The sequence below is a fragment of the Halomicrobium mukohataei DSM 12286 genome, assembly GCF_000023965.1.
Lineage (GTDB): Archaea > Halobacteriota > Halobacteria > Halobacteriales > Haloarculaceae > Halomicrobium > Halomicrobium mukohataei.
This window is the reverse complement of record NC_013202.1, coordinates 727637-745072: the sequence shown is the minus strand read 5'-3', so window position 1 is coordinate 745072 and position 17436 is coordinate 727637. Positions and strand designations below refer to the sequence as shown.

The window sequence follows — 17436 nt, the reverse complement described above, 5'->3', positions numbered from 1 at the left end:
AAAGTTCACTCCTGCGGTCACGGTGCGCCGACGGGGTGGAACCCGGTCAGTTCGAGGCCGGCAGTCTCCTCGATCCCCAGCGCGACGTTGGCGGCGTGGACGGCCTGGCCGGCCGAGCCCTTCATCATGTTGTCGATCGCCGAGAACACGACGAGTCGCTCGTTCGCGGGGTCGACCTCGAAGCCGACCTCCGCGAAGTTCGTCCCGGCGACGGCCTTGGGCTCCGGATAGCGGTAGACGCCGCCACCGCCCGCGGCCATCCGGACGAACGGCTCGTCTTCGTAGGACTCGCGGTAGGCACTCCAGAGGTCGCCCTTCGAGACCGGCCCGTCCGGGAAGACGTGACAGGTCGCGCTCGCCCCGCGGGTCATCTCCACCGCGTGGACGGTGAAGGACACGTCGACGCCGAGGAACTGCTGAATCTCGGCTTCGTGGCGGTGGCCCGTCGGCGCGTAGGGGCGGACGACGCCCGAGCGTTCGGGGTGGCTGGAGGCCTCGCCGCCGCCAGCGCCGCCCTCCGAGGAACCGACCTTCACGTCGACGACGACCTGCTCGTCGCCGCTCAGGATGTCGGCCTCGAAGAGAGGCAACAGGCCCATGATCGTCGCGGTGGCGTTACAGCCACCCGAAGCGATCAGGTCCGCGCCCGCGAGGTTCCCGCGGTTCAGCTCGGGCAGCGCGTACTCCGCGTCGGCGAGCAGTTCCGGACGGCTGTGGCCGTCGTACCACTCGTCGTACTGGGCCTCGGTGTCGAGGCGGAAGTCGGCCGAGAGGTCGACGACGGTGTCGGCGGCGTCCCGAAACGCGTCGATCTGCTCCATCGAGACGCCGTGGGGTGTCGCCGCAAAGAGCACGTCGACGGATTCCAGATCTGCCGGGCTGGAAAAGCGCAGGTCCTTGTGCCGGAGGTTCGGGTGGGCGTGGCCGACCGTCTTGTTTTCCTTCGAGCGGCTCGTTGCCTGAACGGTTCGAAACTCGGGGTGGCCATCGAGCAGGCGAAGGAGTTCCCCGCCGGTAAAGCCCGAGCCGCCGACGACGCTCGCGGAGAACGTCATCAGGCGGTCACCCCGGCTTCCTGTTCGGCTTTCGTTTCGAGCCAGTCGACGACTTCGGCGGGCACGTCCACGTCGCTCACTTCGTCGAGCGCCTTGAACTCGACGGTGTGGTTGACCTCGTGGACCGTGTAGTCCTCGGGGTCGCCCACTCGCGGCTTGCCGCCGCTCGCGCTGTCCGAGGCGGTTCCCGCCTCGCTGTCCTCGTCGACGCCGGTTTCCATCAGGTCGATGCCGAGCAGACCGCCGCCGACCGCGTCGCTGGCCTGCTCGACGAGCTCCAGCGCGCGGTCGTCGAGCTCGAAGGTGTCGGTCTCGGCACCCTTGGCGGCGTTGGTCAGCCAGTGGTCCGAGGATCGGACCATCGCGGCGACTGGCTCGCCGTCGGTCGCCAGCACGCGGATGTCTCGACCGGGCTTGTCGACGAACTCCTGGACGTAGAACACCTTGTGTTCGTAGTGGCCCAGGGTCTCTTTGTGTTCGAGGATGGCTTCGGCGGCCGAGCGCGAATCGATCTTGGCCATCAGGCGACCCCACGAGCCCACGACGGGCTTGAGGACACAGGGGTAGCCAAACTCCTCGATAGACTCCATCGCGGCGTCCTTGGTGAAGGCCACGTCCGTGTTCGGCGTCGGCACGTCGGCGTCGACCAGGGCGAGGCTGTTCTTGACCTTGTCCGAACAGATCTCCGCGGTCCCCGGCGTGTTGACCACCGGCACGTCGTAGGCTTCGACGAACTTGGTGGCGTACACCGACCGACTCGTCGCCAGACACCGATCGACGACGATGTCGACGCCGTCGAAGGCGGCCGGCGGCTCGCTCATGTTGAACCGCTGTTTCCGGACGTCGATCTTCGTGACCTCGTGGTCTCGATCGCGCAGCTCCTCCAGCAGGAGCTTCTCGTCCCGACGAATCCGCGAGTAGAGTATTCCTACATTCATTGTTGTATCACCGCGCTCGGCCGCCCGCCGTCGTTACTCGCCCCAGTCTTCTTCGAGCTCGGGGGCCGAGTCGAGCTCGACGGGATCGGCCGAGAGCACTTCGAGCTCGGCACCACAGGTCGCACAGTCGACGATCTCTCCGGCTTCGAGGTTGTCGTGCAGCGAGACTTCCGCCCCGCATTCGACGCATTCTGCCATTGTATCACTCACTCGCGCCCCATTGCACTTAAACTCTTCGAACCTATCAGAATTAATTAGGTATCTATACTCGACTCTAAGGGCGCGAAAATCCGAAAAAACGGGACTGTCCTGATATCTGTATCAGTTTTATGGTAGTATTTCCCCTCGCGGGGATCGTCGGTCGATCAGCCGCCGATCACGCTCCGGGCTCCCCGTCCGCGACCCGCGTCGCCGCGCCGCGGTGACGACGCCGGTCCGACAGCGACGGCCGGCGGCCTCAGACATAGCGATCGACCTCCGCGTCCAGCCGTTCGTCGGCCGATTCGACACGCTCTCGACGTGTCGTGAGCGCGTTCCGGTCCGCCGCCAGTGTCTCCTCGGCCGCCGACAGCTGGGCATCGACGGCTTCGGGTGCAGGGCCTCCGGCGGAGTCACGCATCGCGACGCTCTCGGCCGGCTCCAGTGTCGCCTCTACGTCCTCGCGGTCGACGTAGGCCGACAGTGACTCGCCGAGCCGGTCCCGGGCGACCGCGTCGATCGTCTCGTAGTCGGGCGCGTCGCCGCCCTCGATGTCGCCCGCCGCCTCGGCCACCAGCTCGTGGGCCGTCCGGAAGGGCAGGCCCGCCATCGCCAGCAGGTCCGCGACGCCGGTCGCCGTCGAGAAGCCGTCGCCGGCCGCGGCCGCCAGCGTCTCGGCGGGCCAGTCGGCTGTCGCGACCGCGCCGGTCGCGACGGCGACGCTCTCGGTGACGCTGTCGATCGCGTCCCAGGCGTGGCGACCCGCTCGCTGGAGGTCGCGGTTGTACGCGCGGGGCTGGCCCTTCAGGTTCGTCAACAGGCCGTTCAGCCCGGCGGTCGCGTCGCCGGTGCGACCGCGCACGAGCTCCAGCGTGTCTGGATTCTTCTTCTGGGGCATGATCGAGGAGGTCGACGAGTAGTCGTCGGCCAGCTCGACGTGGCCCTTGCTCGCCATGACGATCACGTCCTCGGCCAGCCCCGACAGCGTCGTCGCGAGCGTCGCGACCGCGCCCGTCGTCTCGACGAGGAAATCGCGCGTCGCAGAGGCGTCCATCGAGTTTTCGAGCACCGAGTCGAAGCCCAGCAGCGTCGCGGTGCGCTCGCGGTCCACGTCGAACGGCGTCCCGGCGAACGCGGCCGCCCCGAGCGGGTTCTGGTTGACCCGATCGTAGGCGTCCAGCAGGCGTGCGGTGTCCCGTTGCAGGGCCTGCTCGTAGGAGGCGATCCAGTGGGCGACCGTCGTCGGCTGTGCCGGCTGGAGATGGGTGTAGCCGGGCATCACCGTCTCGGTGTGCTCGCGGGCCACGGCGAGCAACTGCTCGCGGGCCTCGACGACCGTCTCGATCAGCGCGAGCAGGTCCTCGCGCAAGCGATAGCGGATACAGGTCGCCACCTCGTCGTTGCGCGAGCGAGCCGTGTGCATCTTCCCGCCCTCGGCTCCCACGCGGTCGATGACCGCCGACTCGATGGCTTCGTGGACGTCTTCGCCCTCGTGGAGCGCTCCGTGTCCGGCCGCCTCCACGTCTGCGAGTGCCGACAGGATCTCGCCGGCCGTCTCGCGGTCGACGATGTCCTGTTCTGCGAGCATCACGACGTGGGCGCGGTCGACCGCCAGATCCGCCGCGAAGATGCGCTCGTCGTCGTCGAGCGAGGAGAGGAACGAGCGGGCGGGGCCGCCCGAGAAGCGGTCCCGGCGGACGACGCTCTCGTCGGTCGCCTCGCCCGCGCCGTCGTCGTGCTCTCCGTCGCTCATCGTCTAGTCCTCGCTCTCGCCGTTCGCGCTGTCTGTGGCTTCACTGCCACCGTCGGCGACGGCTTCGCCCTTCTTCGCGTCTTCGAGAATCCTGTTCGCCAGACGCGACTGGAAGCCGTGGTACTTGGCGACGCCGGTCGCGTCCTGCTGGGTGATGCCGCCGGTCACGTCCTCCTCGTCGAACGACGCTGCGGACTCGCTGTAGACGGCGTACTCCGATTCGCGCGAGACCGGGCGACAGTGGCCGCCTTCCAGCTTGACCGTGACGGTGCCGGTGACGCGTTCGTTCGTGTCGTCGACGAACGCTTCGAGCGCACTCACGAGCGGGGCGTCGACGAGCCCCTCGTAGGCCTTCTGGGACCACTCCTGGTCGACCTGGGCCTTGAACGCACGCTCTTCCTGAGTGAGGACCAGCCCTTCGAGGGCCTCGTGGGCGGTCAGCAACACCGTCGCGGCGGGGTGCTCGTAGTTCTCGCGGACCTTCAGACCGAGCATGCGGTCTTCCATCATGTCGGTGCGACCGATCCCGTGGGCACCGGCCTGGGAATTGAGCTGTTCGATCAGCTCGACCTTGCCGAGATCGTCGCCGTCGACGGCGACGGCCTCGCCCTGCTCGAACGTGATCTCGACCAGTTCGGCCTCCTTGCCCGAGGGGTTCTCGGTCCACTTGTAGATGTCGTCCTCCGGGATCGTGCTGGGGTCTTCGAGCTCGGAGCCCTCGATCGAGCGGCTCCAGAGGTTCGTGTCGATGGAGTAGCGACCGCCGTCGCCGCCCTCGACCGGCAGCCCCTTCTCCTGGGCGTACTCGTTCTCCCACTCGCGGGTCAGCCCGAGTTCGCGGACGGGCGCGATCACGTCCAGCTCGGAGTCGCGCCAGACGGACTCGAAGCGCAGCTGGTCGTTGCCCTTCCCCGTACAGCCGTGAGCGACGGCCGAACAGCCCTCTTGCTCGGCGACTTCGAGGATGGCTTTGGCGATGACCGGGCGCGCGAGCGCAGTCCCGAGCGGGTAGCCCTGGTAGTCGGCGTTGGCCTTGACGGCCTTCAGACAGAGGTCCGCGAAGTCCTCCTTCGCGTCGACGACGTACTGCTCGACGCCGAGCGCCTCGGCGGTCTCTTCGGCCTCCTCGAACTCGTAGTCGGGCTGGCCCACGTCGACGGTGACGCCGACGACCTCGTCGTAGCCGTACTCCTCTTTCAGCAGCGATACGCAGACTGTCGTGTCGAGCCCGCCCGAGAAGGCGAGTGCGACGGTTCCGGATGCGGTTTCTGGTGTCATGGGTTTCGTGTTTGGGTGGCGTGTCCGTGATTTTCGCCGCCCGCACCCGTCGTCATCGTCCGCAGGATCGATCACACGAGGCGTGTGAGCACAGGCGGGGTGACGACAGCCGCGACGACGCGACCAACAGACGGTGGTCGGTGATTTGGAGTCGAACGAACCGGAAATCGGGAGTGTAAGTATTGTGGGCCTAGAAACGGCCCCGTCGTCGTCGCCGCTGTCGAAGAAGAGCGCCAGACTCGCCGCTGAGGACTTCGCGTCCGCCAGCGGTCGCAGTCTGACTCATGTACTCGCCACTATCCGAGGTTCGATATAAATAGGTTCCGAGTCGAGATCGGTGTGTGACCCTCTCACGCTCTCGGGCGTCGTCGCACGGCGAGCGCGCCAGCGGCCACCAGTGCCGCGACCGTCCCCACGACGCCGACGCCGGGGCCGTCAGCCCCCGTCGTCGCGTCGCTGTCAGCGGTCCCACCGGCGTCGGCGGGAGTCTCCGTCGCGACGACCTCGAAGTCGTCGAGCGTCGTCCCGTCGGCCCACTCCAGTCGCCCGTCGTCGCTCTCTGCGGGCGAGGGCGTGCTCGTCGTCGCCTCGTAGCCGTCGGGGAGGACGACGACGAACGCACGGTCGGGCTCGAAACCACTGGCGAACGGCTCGTCGAGGACCAGTCCGTTCTCGGTCGTCGCTGCCAGCCCGCTCCACTGGACCGAGACCTCGACGACCCCGGTCCCGTCCTCTCGGGTGAGTTCGACCGCCGCCGATTCGATCGCCATCCGGCGTCCGGTCCGGTTTTCGCTGGCGTTCGCCACCGCTTCGAACCGATCGTGAACCCGTTCTTCGAACGCGGCGGTCGCCGTCTCGTTGCGCCGTAGCTCCGCGAAAGCCGCCTGTTCGGCGTCGTCTCCGAGGTCGTACGTGTACGTAATCGTCACCGTCGCGTCGCCGCTCGCGTCCAGGTCGACGACGAAGCTCGGCTGGTGGGACGCTGCCGCGGGTCCGGCGCTCCCTACAAGGACCAGCGCGATCACGCTCAACGTCGCGAGGGCCGCTCTCGCTCTCATCTATCGACCCTGCCCCTCGCTCGCGTTGCCACCGCCCCGCTGATCCTCGGCCTCGGACGCGCTGTCGTCGGTCTCGGTGTCAGTCGACTGCTGGTCGTCGTCTTCGGGCTGGCTCCCGGTCGCCCCGTCACCGTCTGCGGTGGGCCGTTCGTTCGATGCGTCCGTTTCGTTGCCGCCGTCTCGGGCGTCGCTACCGCGGTCCTGTCCAGCGGTTCTGTTGCCAGCCTCGGCACCGCGCTCACCGGCCGCCGCCGGACCGAAGCCGTTACCGGTCCCCGCGCCGCCGATCGAGCGGGCGATCGCGGCCACTTCCGGCCCCCGTAGCTCGTTGGCCCGATCGCTCAGCGTCCGGATCGCCGTCGCATTGACGCCGTTGGCTTCGAGGGTCTCTGCGGGGAGTGTCTGTGCCGTCTCGTTGCTCTGGTTCGCGAGCCGCTCGGCCGTGCGGGTCTCGGCGGCCAGTCGCGCCATCCGGGCGCGGTACTGCCCTTCGCTCATCGAGCCGTTCTCACGCGCCGCCGTCAGCGTCTCTCGGCGCTGTTCGAGGTCGTCGAGTCGCTGTTCGATATCGGCCATCTGCTGGCCGACGACGGCGGCCTTCGAGTCGTTGCTCTCTGACTGAGCGACGCGGATGCCGTACGCACGCGTCTCCACTTCGCCGTCGATCTCGGCACCCTGTACGCTCACGACGCCAGCGAGCTGCTCGCCGGGTGCGGTCGCGTTGGCGGCGGTCGCGTTGGTGTCGGTCGCGGTCGCCGTCGGACTGTTCGTGTCGGTCGCTGTCTCCGTCGTCTGGGCGGCCACTCCGGCCATCGGGACGGCCGCGAGGCTCCCGACGACCAGTGCGACTGCGACCAGTACGGTGGTGGTGTCTCGCATCTGTACGCCGTCCTTGTGTCGGCAACCGCATATAAAGGGGCGGCCGTAATCCCGAATTGCCGACGATCAAGCCGAATTAACCGCGATCGAAACCGCACGACTGCGACGGCCTATCGCTTGATCGTCCGTCTCTCCCGCTCGAAACGTCGATGGGTTTATATGGGAGTTCTACGGCTCGTCGCCCTCGCCCTCGCCCTCGCCCTCGCCCTCGCCCTCGCCCTCGCCCTCGCCCTCGCCCTCGCCCTCGCCCTCGCCCTCGCCCTCGCCCTCGCCCTCGCCCTCGCCCTCGCCCTCGCCCTCGCCCTCGCCCTCGCCCTCGCCCTCGCCCTCGCCCTCGCCCTCGCCCTCGCCCTCGCCCTCGCCCTCGCCCTCGCCCTCGCCCTCGCCCTCGCCCTCGCCCTCGCCCTCACCCTCGCCCTCGCCCTCGCCCACGTCACTCGCGAGGTCGACGCCGGGGAGCGTGACGACGTTTTCCCGGCCGATTCGGAACGTCTCCAGTTCGTCTTCCTCGCGCAGGTCGCCGATCACCTGACTGGTCTTTGCGGCGGTCCAGTCGAGTCGCTCGGCGATGGCCTGTTGTTTCAGCCGGCCACCGCTGTCGTCGAGCAACTGGAGCACGCGCTCCTCGTTGCTCAGCAGTTCCGGCGGCGGCGACGGGTCACCGCCCGCGTCCTCGTCGGACGCTTCACCAGCGCTCTCGCCGCCGCTTTCGGCCGGCTCCTCCGATCCGTCGTCCCGCCCGCTGTCGCTCGCTGCTCCACCGGCGATACCGTACCGGCGGTTGGCCCACAGCAGCGCGACGACGCCGCCGGCCGCGAGCACCGTCGCGGCCACGAGCAGCCAGGCGTCGCCTGCGGCCTCGCCAGCACCGGTCGTCGTCTCGCCGGCCGCGGCGGATTCGGTCACGACGAGCCGTGGCTCGTCGCTCTCGAAGTCGATGCGGCCGTCCCAGGCGACCGTCTGCTCGTCGCTGCGGGTCGGCGACGGATCGACGCTCGTGCGCTCGTAGCCGGCGGGCCAGTCGATCCGCAGCGTGCTCTCCTCGTCGAGATACAGGCCCGACAGCGCGTCGCCCGCCCGGAGCTGGTCGCCCTCGACGGCCGCGAAGTTCGTCCACTCGAACCGGTAGGTGACCACGCCGTACTCCTGGGGCAGCGCCTCGGTCTCGGTCGCTACCGTGAGGTTCCGAAGCGCCATCTCTCGGCCGGTCGCGTTCTCGGCGGTCGCGATCGTCCGGTTCATGCGGTCGCCGAAGTCGGCCGTGTACGCGGTCGGGTCGTCGCTCACGTCGTCTCGCAGGCTCTCGAAGGCGGCCGTCGTGTTGTCGTCGTCCAGCCGCGTCCGGTAGTGGACGGCCCACGACGCGTCGCCGTCGGCCTGCAACTCGACCTGTAGCACGACGGTGTCTGGATCGACCTGTTCCTGTGCCAGCCCGCCGAGCTGTCCGCCCGCGATCGGGACGGCAAGCAGAGCGACGACGAGAGCCAGCACGGTGGCGCGCCTCCGGCGAGCTGTCGACATCTCACTCGGTGTTGGCCGCCTCGCGGTATATGGCTTTAGGCCGCGTGTACAATCGGTCGAAATCGGGTCGCTTTTCGCCGTCGCCGTCGTCGGTCCGGACGTGTTCAGCCTGAACGTCCCCATTCCGGGCGATGTCGCGCGGCTGGCGAGCGACTTGGCTCGCGAGTGGCCGAGCGCCAGCCCGCGTCCCCGGGGCGAGCACTCGATGGTCGCAAAGCGCCTGGCGACCGACGACCACCCCGCCAGCGTCGTCGAGGCCCGCGCCCGCGAGGTTCTCGCCGATCAGCCCGCCGTCGCGGTCCGGATCACGGGCGTCGACTGGTTCGCCGAGCCGACCTCGGGGACGGCACCGGTCGTCTATCTCGCCGTCGAGAGCCCGGGGTTGCACGACCTCCATCGGACGCTCTGTGACGCGTTCCACACCGTCCCGCGGCTGGAGGGCGAGGAGTACACGCCACACGTCACCGTCGCGCGTGGCGGCGACCGGGCCAGCGGGCGGCGGCTGCTCGACCGCGACATCGAACCGATCGAGTGGGTCGTCGACGAACTCGCCTTCTACGACGCGGCCCGAGTGGTGGAGTCCGGCCGGGTTTCTCTCGGGTGACAACCCTTTTGGCCTGCCCTGCCCTCTCACTCCAGTATGGATTATCGCGAAGTCGAGACCACCCGAGAGTACGTCTGTCGGCTCGAAACCGGGCGCGACTGGCGCGCCCAGATCGAGGACTTCGCCGACGAGCAGGGGATCGACGCGGCCTTCTTTCAGGGGCTCGGTGCCGTCGAGGACGCCGAGATCTACTTCTACGATCAGGAACGCCAGGAGTACGACGCCGTGACCTTCCCGGAACCGCTGGAGGTGGCGGCCTGCGTCGGCAACGTCTCGCTGCTCGACGGGGAGCCGTTCGCCCACACCCACGCCGTCCTCTCGCGACCCGACGGATCGGCGCTTGCGGGCCACCTCAACAGCGCGACCGTCTTCGCCGGGGAACTCCACGTTCGCGCTTTCGACGCCGAACTCGCGCGCGAGCACGACGAGACGACGGATCTGGACCTCTGGGGGCTGTAGATGCGCGAGGTCGACGAACGCTACTTCGACCGCCTGGAATCCCAGCTCGACGACGCCTTCGAGGTGGCCCAGGCGGCCAAGCGACGCGGCGGCGATCCCGTCCCCGAGGTCGAGATCCCGACGGCCAGAGACATGGCCGACCGCGTCGAGAACATCCTCGGGATCGACGGCGTCGCCGAACGCGTCCGCGAACTCGAAGGCGAGATGAGCAGGGAGGAGGCCGCACTGGAGCTGGTCTCCGACTTCGTGGAGGGCGAGGTCGGGGACTACGACTCCAAGGCCGGCAAGGTCGAGGGTGCCGTTCGAACGGCCGTCGCCCTGTTGACCGAGGGGGTCGTCGCCGCACCGATCGAGGGGATCGACCGCGTCGAGATCCTCGAAAACGACGACGGCACCGAGTTCGTCAACGTCTACTACGCCGGCCCGATCCGCTCGGCCGGCGGGACCGCACAGGCGCTCTCGGTTCTCGTGGCCGACTACGCTCGCGCGCTGCTGGGCATCGAGGAGTACGAGGCCCGCGACGAGGAGATCAACCGCTACGCCGAGGAGATCGAACTGTACGACAAGGAGACGGGCCTCCAGTACTCGCCCAAGGAGAAGGAGTCGAAGTTCATCGCCGAGCACATGCCGATCATGCTGGACGGCGAGGCGACCGGCGACGAGGAGGTCTCGGGCTTTCGGGACCTCGAACGGGTCGACACCAACTCCGCCCGCGGTGGGATGTGTCTCGTCGCCGCCGAGGGCATCGCGCTGAAGGCTCCGAAGATCCAGCGCTACACCCGCAACTTAGAGGAGGTCGACTGGCCGTGGCTGCAAGACCTCATCGACGGAACGATCGGCAAAGACGGCGACGAGGACGGCGAGGAGGACGCGGCCGACGAGGGAGACGACGGAGACGAGGACGAGGGCGACGAGACCTCTACGAGCGAGGACGACGGCCCGCCGCGTGCCGATCCCAGTACGAAGTTCCTCCGTGACCTCATCGCCGGCCGACCGGTCTTCTCACATCCGAGCGAACCCGGTGGCTTTCGCCTGCGGTACGGCCGGGCGCGCAACCACGGCAACGCGACTGCCGGCGTCCACCCCGCGACGATGCACCTGGTCGACGACTTCCTCGCGACCGGCACCCAGATCAAGACCGAACGGCCCGGCAAGGCCGCTGGCGTGGTCCCGGTCGACACCATCGAGGGGCCGACGGTCAAGCTCGCCAACGGGGACGTGCGCCGGGTCGACGACCCGGCCGAGGCAATCGAGGTCCGCAACGGCGTCGAGAAGGTGCTGGATCTGGGCGAGTACCTCGTCAACTACGGCGAGTTCGTCGAGAACAACCACCCGCTCGTGCCGGCCTCCTACACCGTCGAGTGGTGGCGACAGGAGTTCGACGACGCCGGTGGCGACGTGCAGGCCCTGCAAGACGACGTTCACGTCGACCTGGCAGATCCGACTGCCGAGGAGGCGCTGCGGTGGGCGACCGACTACGACGCCCCCCTGCACCCCAAGTACACCTACTGCTGGCACGACGTGACCGTCGACGCCGTCGGCGCGCTGGCGGCCGCCGTCGAAGACGCCGAGAGGGCCGAGACGGACGGCGCGGTCGCGCCGACGCCGTCGCCCGACCGGGGCACCGACGGCGACCTCGTCCTCCCGAACCGCGAGCCCGTCGCCCAGACGCTCGAACACCTGCTCGTCGAGCACACTCAGCGCGAGGACACCATCGTCGTCCCCGACTGGGAGCCGCTGGTCCGGACGCTGGGCTTCGACGCCGCTCTCGAACGCGAGTGGTCGCTCGGGGACCTCTCGGAGCACGCTCGAACGTACGCGGACGGCGACAACGCCATCGAGGCGATCAACGAGATCGCTCCCTTCCGGCTCCGCGAGCGCGCCCCGACCCGGATCGGCAACCGGATGGGTCGCCCCGAGAAATCAGAGGAGCGAGAGCTGTCGCCGGCCGTCCACACGCTGTTTCCCATCGACGAGGCCGGCGGCGCTCAGCGCTCGGTCGCCGACGCCACCAAACACGCCGAGAAGATGAACGACCAGCAGGGCCTCGTCGAGGTCGAGGTCGGTCGCCGCCGCTGTCGGGACTGTGGCACCGAGACCTTTCGGGGCCGCTGTCCGGACTGCAACGGCGTCACCGACGCCGTCTACGTCTGTCCCGACTGCGACTCGGAGGTCGAGCCCGACGAGTCGGGCCGCGCCGAGTGTGCCCACTGCGAGACGATGGCCTACCCCACCCAGTACGAGGCCATCGACCTCGGCGAGGAGTTCCGCGACGCGCTGGGTGCCGTCGGCGAACGCGAGACGGCCTTCGACATCGTCAAAGGCGTCGAGGGGCTGACCTCCAAGGAGAAGATTCCCGAACCGATGGAGAAGGGGATCCTCCGGGCGAAACACGACGTGTCGGCGTTCAAAGACGGCACCGTCCGCTACGACATGACGGACCTGCCGGTCACCGCGGTCCGGGCGTCGGAACTCGACGTGAGCGTCGACCAGCTCCGCGGGCTGGGCTACGAGGCGGACATCCACGGCGACCCGCTGCGCCACGAGGACCAGCTCGTCGAGCTCAGAGTCCAGGACGTGGTGCTCTCCGACGGCGCGGCCGAGCACATGCTCCAGACCGCCGCGTTCGTCGACGACCTCTTAGAGCAGTACTACGGGCTCGACCGGTTCTACGAACTCGACGACCGCGAGGACCTCGTCGGCGAACTCGTCTTCGGGATGGCACCCCACACCAGCGCCGCGACGGTCGGGCGCGTCGTCGGCTTCACCTCCGCGGCGGTCGGGTACGCGCATCCGTACTTCCACGCCGCCAAGCGCCGCAACTGCTTCCACCCCGAATCGCGACTCTGGTACGAGGACGAGGCTGGCGACTGGCAGTACGGCCCTATCGCCGATCTCGTCGAGGAGCGACTCGACGACCCGCGCGAGGACGACTTCGGGACCCTGGTCGAGGAACTGGACGGCGAGGTCACGGTGCCCTCGGTCGACGCCGACGGTCGCCCGTGTCGCAAGCCCGTCGAGGCGGTCTCGAAACATCACGCTCCCGATCACATGGTCCGCATCGAGGTCGGTGACCGCTCGCTGCGGGTAACTCCCGACCACACGATGCTCCGGCGGAGCGGTGACGGGCTCGAAGAAGCACCGGCCAGCGAACTCTCGGCCGGCGACGAACTCCCGGCCTACGACGGCGGCGAGACGACCGTGATGACGGCGAGCGATGCCCCACAGCCCTCGGCGGGTGCCGACGACGGCGTTCCGTTCGACGAAGTGGTGTCGGTCGAGTACGTCGACAGCGACACGAACCACGTCTACTGTCTCACCGTCGCCGACACCCACCGGGTCGCCATCGAGGGCACCTACTCCGGCCAGTGCGACGGCGACGAGGACTGCGTGATGCTGCTGATGGACGGCCTCCTGAACTTCTCGAAGACGTTCCTGCCGAACCAGCGGGGCGGTCGGATGGACGCACCCTTGGTGATGTCCTCCCGCATCGACCCCAGCGAGATCGACGACGAGGCCCACAACATGGACATCATGCGGGAGTACCCCCGGGAGTTCTACGAGGCCACCCGCGAGATGGCCGACCCCGAGGATGTCGAGGACGTCATGACCATCGCCGAGGAGACGCTGGGCACCGACCACGAGTACACCGGCTTCGATCACACCCACGACACCACCGACATCGCGCTCGGCCCGGACCTCTCGGCCTACAAGACGCTCGGTTCGATGACCGACAAGATGGACGCCCAGCTCGATCTCTCGCGGACGCTGCGGGCTGTCGACGAGACCGACGTGGCCGAACGGATCATCGAGTACCACTTCCTGCCGGACCTGATCGGCAACCTCCGGGCCTTCTCCCGCCAGGAAGTCCGCTGTCTCGACTGCGGCGAGAAGTACCGCCGGATGCCCCTGACCGGCGACTGCCGGGAGTGTGGCGGCCGGGTCAACCTCACGGTCCACGAAGGGTCGGTCAACAAGTACATCGACACGGCGACGATGGTCGCCGAGGAGTTCGACTGCCGAGAGTACACCAAACAGCGCCTCGAAATCCTCGACAAGTCGATCAAGCGGGTGTTCGAGAACGACAAAAACAAGCAGAGCGGGATTGCGGACTTCATGTAGCTCGACCTTTTTTCTCCGGGGGTTCGCGCTCGCCATAGGCGAGCGCTCAACCCCGGTAAAAAACGTCGGGGAAAAAAGCGCGAATCGCCCGCGGGCGATTCGCGTGAACCGGGCGACCTGCCGGGTCCTGACGGACCGCTCGGTCGCCCGGATGCTCTCGTCTGGTGGATACGGGTGAATCACTGAACGAACTACGCCCCGTGCATCGGGTGACTGAGCGCCTCAATCGACCCGCAGATCACCCGACTCACTCGCTACGGTCGGATTCGCTGGTAGCCGTCGATTCGACCGGGAAGACCCGCGTGTCTGGTGCATCGAGTGGGCTGTCCGAGCCGGTCAGCCACGCGGTGAGGTAGACGAGGCAGGCCGCGATGACGGCAATGGGAAACTGGAGAGTGAAAGCGCCGTAAATGAGTGTGACGACGATCGTTGCGCGAGTGGCGGTCTTTCGGTTGGTGCCTCCGTAGTACGTGAATAGTGCGACGACGAAGGACGCGATCGCGACGCCCGTACCGAGGAGGAACTGATAGGAGACGATCACCGAGTAAAGGAACGCAGCGACGCCAAGCAGGACGAACGCTGCTACAATGTGGACGCGTTTCAGGGAGGGCACGAAACTGGTGTTCTCCACGATATGCTAAAAAATCCGTGTTCTCAATCTGGATATCCGCCGTGTGAACGCGGAGGGGCAAGGTCAAAAAGCCGACCAGTTACCGACAGAGCTCTGGACCGTGGAGGTCGAAGTTGAACTCGTGGGTGTGCATCGTTCCCTCCTGACCAGTTCGGCTTTCGACTTCGACCGTGTGGCTCTCAGTCCCACCCCAGGGAATGTCTGTCACTTTGAACGTCATCGAGGTGAACGATGTCGAGGACGCTTCGTCACCGGAGTACGTCCACGAATAGTCCCACGCACGGGTGGAACCGGTCGCGTCGTCGTATTTATCGGCGAGTTCTGCTGACTTCTTCGCGTAGTCATACAGGTCGACTCCGACTTTCACAGGTGTCGCGACGGTCTCTTCGAATACGTCTACCCCGAGTTTGAACGTCTCGACAGCCGCGTCGTGTGCGAAGTCGTGGAGGGAGTAATCGTCATTCACCGAATCTGCACTCGCACGACTGATCCAACCCGGTTCGCTGTCCGGATCCGGGAAATCCCACTCTGCCGACGTACTCCCCTCGTCCGGATACGCTATGTTGACGTTCTGGTCCATGATATCGATCTGTGGCTCACCGTCCGATTTCACGTACGTCGTTGCCAACTGGTGGATATCCACGAAGTACTTCGCTCTGTCGTTGTTCTCGTCTTGTAGGATCGGCCCGTCGACTTCGACTCGAACCACCTCTGCGAACTCTTTTTCGACAAAATCGGCAGACCCGTCTTTTCCGCTCAAATAAGTCTCGGTCACACTGGAGGAGTCCGAGTACGGGTCGCCACAGGGGCCTGCACTGCCGGCACCTGTAGCGGAGGCCCCAGCGGTGACACCGACTGCGGCGGTTCCAACTCCTTTCAACAGTGCTCGTCGCGTCCTTTTATTAGACATCGCGTTTTATTTAGCACCTGATTTATACTTGTTGTTTTATAATATTGCGATAGAGCGTTATATACCAACCGATAGTCACTTTCAGCGACCCCACCGTTTAACCCCGAGAGGGTGGTAGCACGGCCTACATGACCGACATCGCACTCTCGCTGGGGGGTATCGCGCTCGCGCTCTTTCTGGTCCTGTTGAACGGCTTCTTCGTCGCCTCGGAGTTCGCCTTCGTCCGGATCAGGGCGACCTCCGTCCAGCAACTCGTCGAAGAGGGGGCCGCCGGTGCTGGCGTGCTGGACGACGTGATGGACAACCTCGACGACTACCTCGCGACGACGCAACTGGGGATCACGGTCGCGTCGCTGGGACTGGGGTGGGTCGGTGAGCCCGCCATCGCCGACCTGCTGGAGCCGGTGCTGGCTCCGATTCTGCCACCGAGTCTGCTCCACGCCGTCGCCTTCGCCGTCGGGTTCACCGTCATCACCTTCCTCCACGTGGTCTTCGGAGAACTCGCGCCCAAGACGCTGGCTATCGCGGACGCCGAGAAGATCTCGCTGCTCGTGGCCGCGCCGATGAAGTTCTTCTTCTATCTCCTCTATCCGGGCATCGTCGTGTTCAACGGCTCTGCGAACTTCTTCACGCAGTTGATCGGCGTCGAGCCCGCTTCCGAGAGCGAGGAGACGCTCGAAGAAGAGGAGATTTTGCGGGTGCTGAACCAGTCCGGGCAGGCGGGCCACGTCGACGCGGGCGAAGTCGAGATGATCCAGCGCGTCTTCGAGTTCGACGACCGGTCCGTCCGCGAGGTGATGGTCCCGCGACCTGACGTGATCAGTGTCACGGCCTCCACGCCGGTGACGGAACTGCGTTCGATCGTCCTCGACGCCGGGCACACGCGTTATCCCGTGGTCGAGGGCGACGACGGCGACCAGGTGGTCGGCTTCGTCGACGCCAAGGACGTGCTTCGGGTGCTGGATGCCGGCGACGAGTCCCCGGCGACCGCCGGGGACATCGCGCGGGACCTCCCGATGGTTCCGGAGTCGACCCGCATCGACGACCTCCTGCGGGAGTTTCAGGACGAGCAGCGCCAGATGGCGATCGTGATCGACGAGTGGGGCGCCTTCGAGGGGATCGCCACCGTCGAGGACGTCCTCGAGACGCTCGTGGGCGACCTCCAGGACGGCTTCGACGCGGCGACGGGGGAACCCTCGATCGACGCGCGCGACGACGGTTCGTACCGCGTCGACGGTGCAGTCCCCCTCTCGACGGTCAACGACGAACTGGACGCCACCTTCGAGAGTCCCGCCTTCGAGACGATCGGTGGCCTCGTGCTGGATCGGCTGGGCCGGGCCCCGAAGGCCGGGGACACGGTCGAGACCGACGGCTACCTGATCACCGTCGTGAGCGTCGACGGCGCGCGCGTCTCGGTCGTCGACGTGGAACCGGCGACGTGACCCCTCTCGTCGCGTCTTCCGTCCACTGATCGGCGGGCCCTGCGGCGGATCACCGCAGCGGGGTTCTCATACTCGTCTCGAATCCGTTGCGGAGAACGGTTCGCGGTGTTACTGGCGAGCGCGACCGGGTTCGAGTCGGTAGCGGGTCGTCGGCTGGCCCTCGAACTGTGGCCCGGGGCCCTCGTCCTCGAACCCGGCGTCCTCGATTGCGGTCCGTGCCGCCTCCTCGTCCGCGGTGAGGAGGACCTCGACGTTCATTCCCTCCCGCCGCGCGAAACTGACCGGCTCGTCGATCAGGCGGGCGCAAGCCTTCTCGCTGCCGCCGATCTGTGTCACGTGGACCGTACTCTCGCGGGCGTCGAAGCTGACGAACCCCGTCACCGCCGGCCCGTCTTCCTCGTCCCCGTCGGCCGGTGTCTCCGCGACCCGTACCGTCCGGTCGTGGACGAGGTTGCGCATCACGTCCGGCGGGCTCCCCGATAGTTCGGCCATGCGCTCGGCGTCGGCCTCGACGGCGTCCCGGATCTCCATACCGGAGTGTCGGTGCGAACGCAAATAAACCGTGTGCCGCGCCAGATGAACACAGTT

Annotated in this window: 15 protein-coding genes; 4 read left to right on the top strand and 11 right to left on the bottom strand. The window is 67.2% G+C overall.

Features of this window, described 5'->3' with window-relative positions:
* Positions 1-17 precede the first annotated feature (17 nt).
* The 8 genes from argC to HMUK_RS03660 form a co-directional block, all read right to left on the bottom strand.
* Complete coding sequence (argC, locus tag HMUK_RS03695) at positions 18-1055, bottom strand: N-acetyl-gamma-glutamyl-phosphate reductase (RefSeq protein WP_015761752.1); 1038 nt, start codon at positions 1053-1055, stop codon at positions 18-20.
* Positions 1055-1993, bottom strand: a complete 939-nt coding sequence (locus HMUK_RS03690; protein ID WP_015761751.1) for a RimK family alpha-L-glutamate ligase — start codon at positions 1991-1993, stop codon at positions 1055-1057. The genes argC and HMUK_RS03690 overlap by 1 nt, the downstream gene beginning before the upstream one ends.
* A 33-nt stretch (positions 1994-2026) precedes the next feature.
* Complete coding sequence (gene lysW, locus HMUK_RS03685) at positions 2027-2191, bottom strand: lysine biosynthesis protein LysW (protein ID WP_015761750.1); 165 nt, start codon at positions 2189-2191, stop codon at positions 2027-2029.
* A 259-nt stretch (positions 2192-2450) separates the two neighbouring features.
* Positions 2451-3944, bottom strand: a complete 1494-nt coding sequence (gene argH / locus HMUK_RS03680; protein WP_015761749.1) for an argininosuccinate lyase — start codon at positions 3942-3944, stop codon at positions 2451-2453.
* A gap of 3 nt (positions 3945-3947) precedes the next feature.
* The gene (locus HMUK_RS03675) at positions 3948-5222 is read right to left on the bottom strand and encodes an argininosuccinate synthase (protein WP_015761748.1); all 1275 of its coding nucleotides are present in this window, start codon (positions 5220-5222) and stop codon (positions 3948-3950) included.
* Between the two features lie 350 nt (positions 5223-5572).
* A complete protein-coding gene (locus HMUK_RS03670) occupies positions 5573-6280 on the bottom strand; it encodes a DUF7345 domain-containing protein (RefSeq protein WP_015761747.1) in 708 nt (235 codons plus the stop codon).
* Positions 6281-7159 carry a hypothetical protein gene (locus HMUK_RS03665; RefSeq protein WP_015761746.1) on the bottom strand — a complete coding sequence of 293 codons (879 nt, stop codon included), beginning with the start codon at positions 7157-7159 and terminating at the stop codon, positions 6281-6283.
* Between the two features lie 168 nt (positions 7160-7327).
* Positions 7328-8680, bottom strand: coding sequence for a helix-turn-helix transcriptional regulator (locus HMUK_RS03660; RefSeq protein ID WP_174259118.1), 1353 nt, complete (start codon positions 8678-8680; stop codon positions 7328-7330).
* Between the two features lie 100 nt (positions 8681-8780).
* Between HMUK_RS03660 and HMUK_RS03655 the strand changes: the two genes are divergently transcribed.
* The 3 genes from HMUK_RS03655 to HMUK_RS03645 are packed head-to-tail and all read left to right on the top strand — an operon-like array spanning position 8781 to position 13865.
* On the top strand, positions 8781-9284 hold the full coding sequence (locus HMUK_RS03655) for a 2'-5' RNA ligase family protein (protein ID WP_049940731.1): 504 nt from the start codon (positions 8781-8783) through the stop codon (positions 9282-9284).
* A 36-nt stretch (positions 9285-9320) separates the two neighbouring features.
* Positions 9321-9743, top strand: a complete 423-nt coding sequence (locus tag HMUK_RS03650) for a PPC domain-containing DNA-binding protein (RefSeq protein WP_015761743.1) — start codon at positions 9321-9323, stop codon at positions 9741-9743.
* Positions 9744-13865, top strand: a complete 4122-nt coding sequence (locus HMUK_RS03645; RefSeq protein WP_015761742.1) for a DNA-directed DNA polymerase II large subunit — start codon at positions 9744-9746, stop codon at positions 13863-13865.
* A 247-nt stretch (positions 13866-14112) separates the two neighbouring features.
* Here the strand turns inward: HMUK_RS03645 and HMUK_RS03640 are convergent, their stop codons facing one another.
* Together HMUK_RS03640 and HMUK_RS03635 are read right to left on the bottom strand one after the other, a co-directional pair.
* Positions 14113-14478: a hypothetical protein gene (locus tag HMUK_RS03640; protein ID WP_049940868.1), complete on the bottom strand. Its 366-nt coding sequence runs from the start codon at positions 14476-14478 to the stop codon at positions 14113-14115.
* A 97-nt stretch (positions 14479-14575) separates the two neighbouring features.
* Positions 14576-15376 (bottom strand): hypothetical protein, encoded by an 801-nt coding sequence (locus HMUK_RS03635; protein WP_126967149.1) that lies wholly within the window; start codon positions 15374-15376, stop codon positions 14576-14578.
* A gap of 158 nt (positions 15377-15534) precedes the next feature.
* Between HMUK_RS03635 and HMUK_RS03630 the strand changes: the two genes are divergently transcribed.
* Positions 15535-16848: a hemolysin family protein gene (locus HMUK_RS03630; RefSeq protein ID WP_015761739.1), complete on the top strand. Its 1314-nt coding sequence runs from the start codon at positions 15535-15537 to the stop codon at positions 16846-16848.
* A gap of 108 nt (positions 16849-16956) precedes the next feature.
* Here HMUK_RS03630 and HMUK_RS03625 read toward each other — a convergent pair whose 3' ends face one another.
* The gene (locus HMUK_RS03625; protein ID WP_015761738.1) at positions 16957-17379 is read right to left on the bottom strand and encodes a hypothetical protein; all 423 of its coding nucleotides are present in this window, start codon (positions 17377-17379) and stop codon (positions 16957-16959) included.
* Positions 17380-17436: the final 57 nt, after the last annotated feature.

Bases quoted from the DNA above. Each gene is read 5' to 3' on its own strand.
- argC (WP_015761752.1), bottom strand. From the start codon at position 1,055: ATGACGTTCTCCGCGAGCGTCGTCGGCGGCTCGGGCTTTACCGGCGGG.
- HMUK_RS03690 (WP_015761751.1), bottom strand. From the start codon at position 1,993: ATGAATGTAGGAATACTCTACTCGCGGATTCGTCGGGACGAGAAGCTC.
- lysW (WP_015761750.1), bottom strand. From the start codon at position 2,191: ATGGCAGAATGCGTCGAATGCGGGGCGGAAGTCTCGCTGCACGACAAC.
- argH (WP_015761749.1), bottom strand. From the start codon at position 3,944: ATGAGCGACGGAGAGCACGACGACGGCGCGGGCGAGGCGACCGACGAG.
- HMUK_RS03675 (WP_015761748.1), bottom strand. From the start codon at position 5,222: ATGACACCAGAAACCGCATCCGGAACCGTCGCACTCGCCTTCTCGGGC.
- HMUK_RS03670 (WP_015761747.1), bottom strand. From the start codon at position 6,280: ATGAGAGCGAGAGCGGCCCTCGCGACGTTGAGCGTGATCGCGCTGGTC.
- HMUK_RS03665 (WP_015761746.1), bottom strand. From the start codon at position 7,159: ATGCGAGACACCACCACCGTACTGGTCGCAGTCGCACTGGTCGTCGGG.
- HMUK_RS03660 (WP_174259118.1), bottom strand. From the start codon at position 8,680: ATGTCGACAGCTCGCCGGAGGCGCGCCACCGTGCTGGCTCTCGTCGTC.
- HMUK_RS03650 (WP_015761743.1), top strand. From the start codon at position 9,321: ATGGATTATCGCGAAGTCGAGACCACCCGAGAGTACGTCTGTCGGCTC.
- HMUK_RS03645 (WP_015761742.1), top strand. From the start codon at position 9,744: ATGCGCGAGGTCGACGAACGCTACTTCGACCGCCTGGAATCCCAGCTC.
- HMUK_RS03630 (WP_015761739.1), top strand. From the start codon at position 15,535: ATGACCGACATCGCACTCTCGCTGGGGGGTATCGCGCTCGCGCTCTTT.
- HMUK_RS03625 (WP_015761738.1), bottom strand. From the start codon at position 17,379: ATGGAGATCCGGGACGCCGTCGAGGCCGACGCCGAGCGCATGGCCGAA.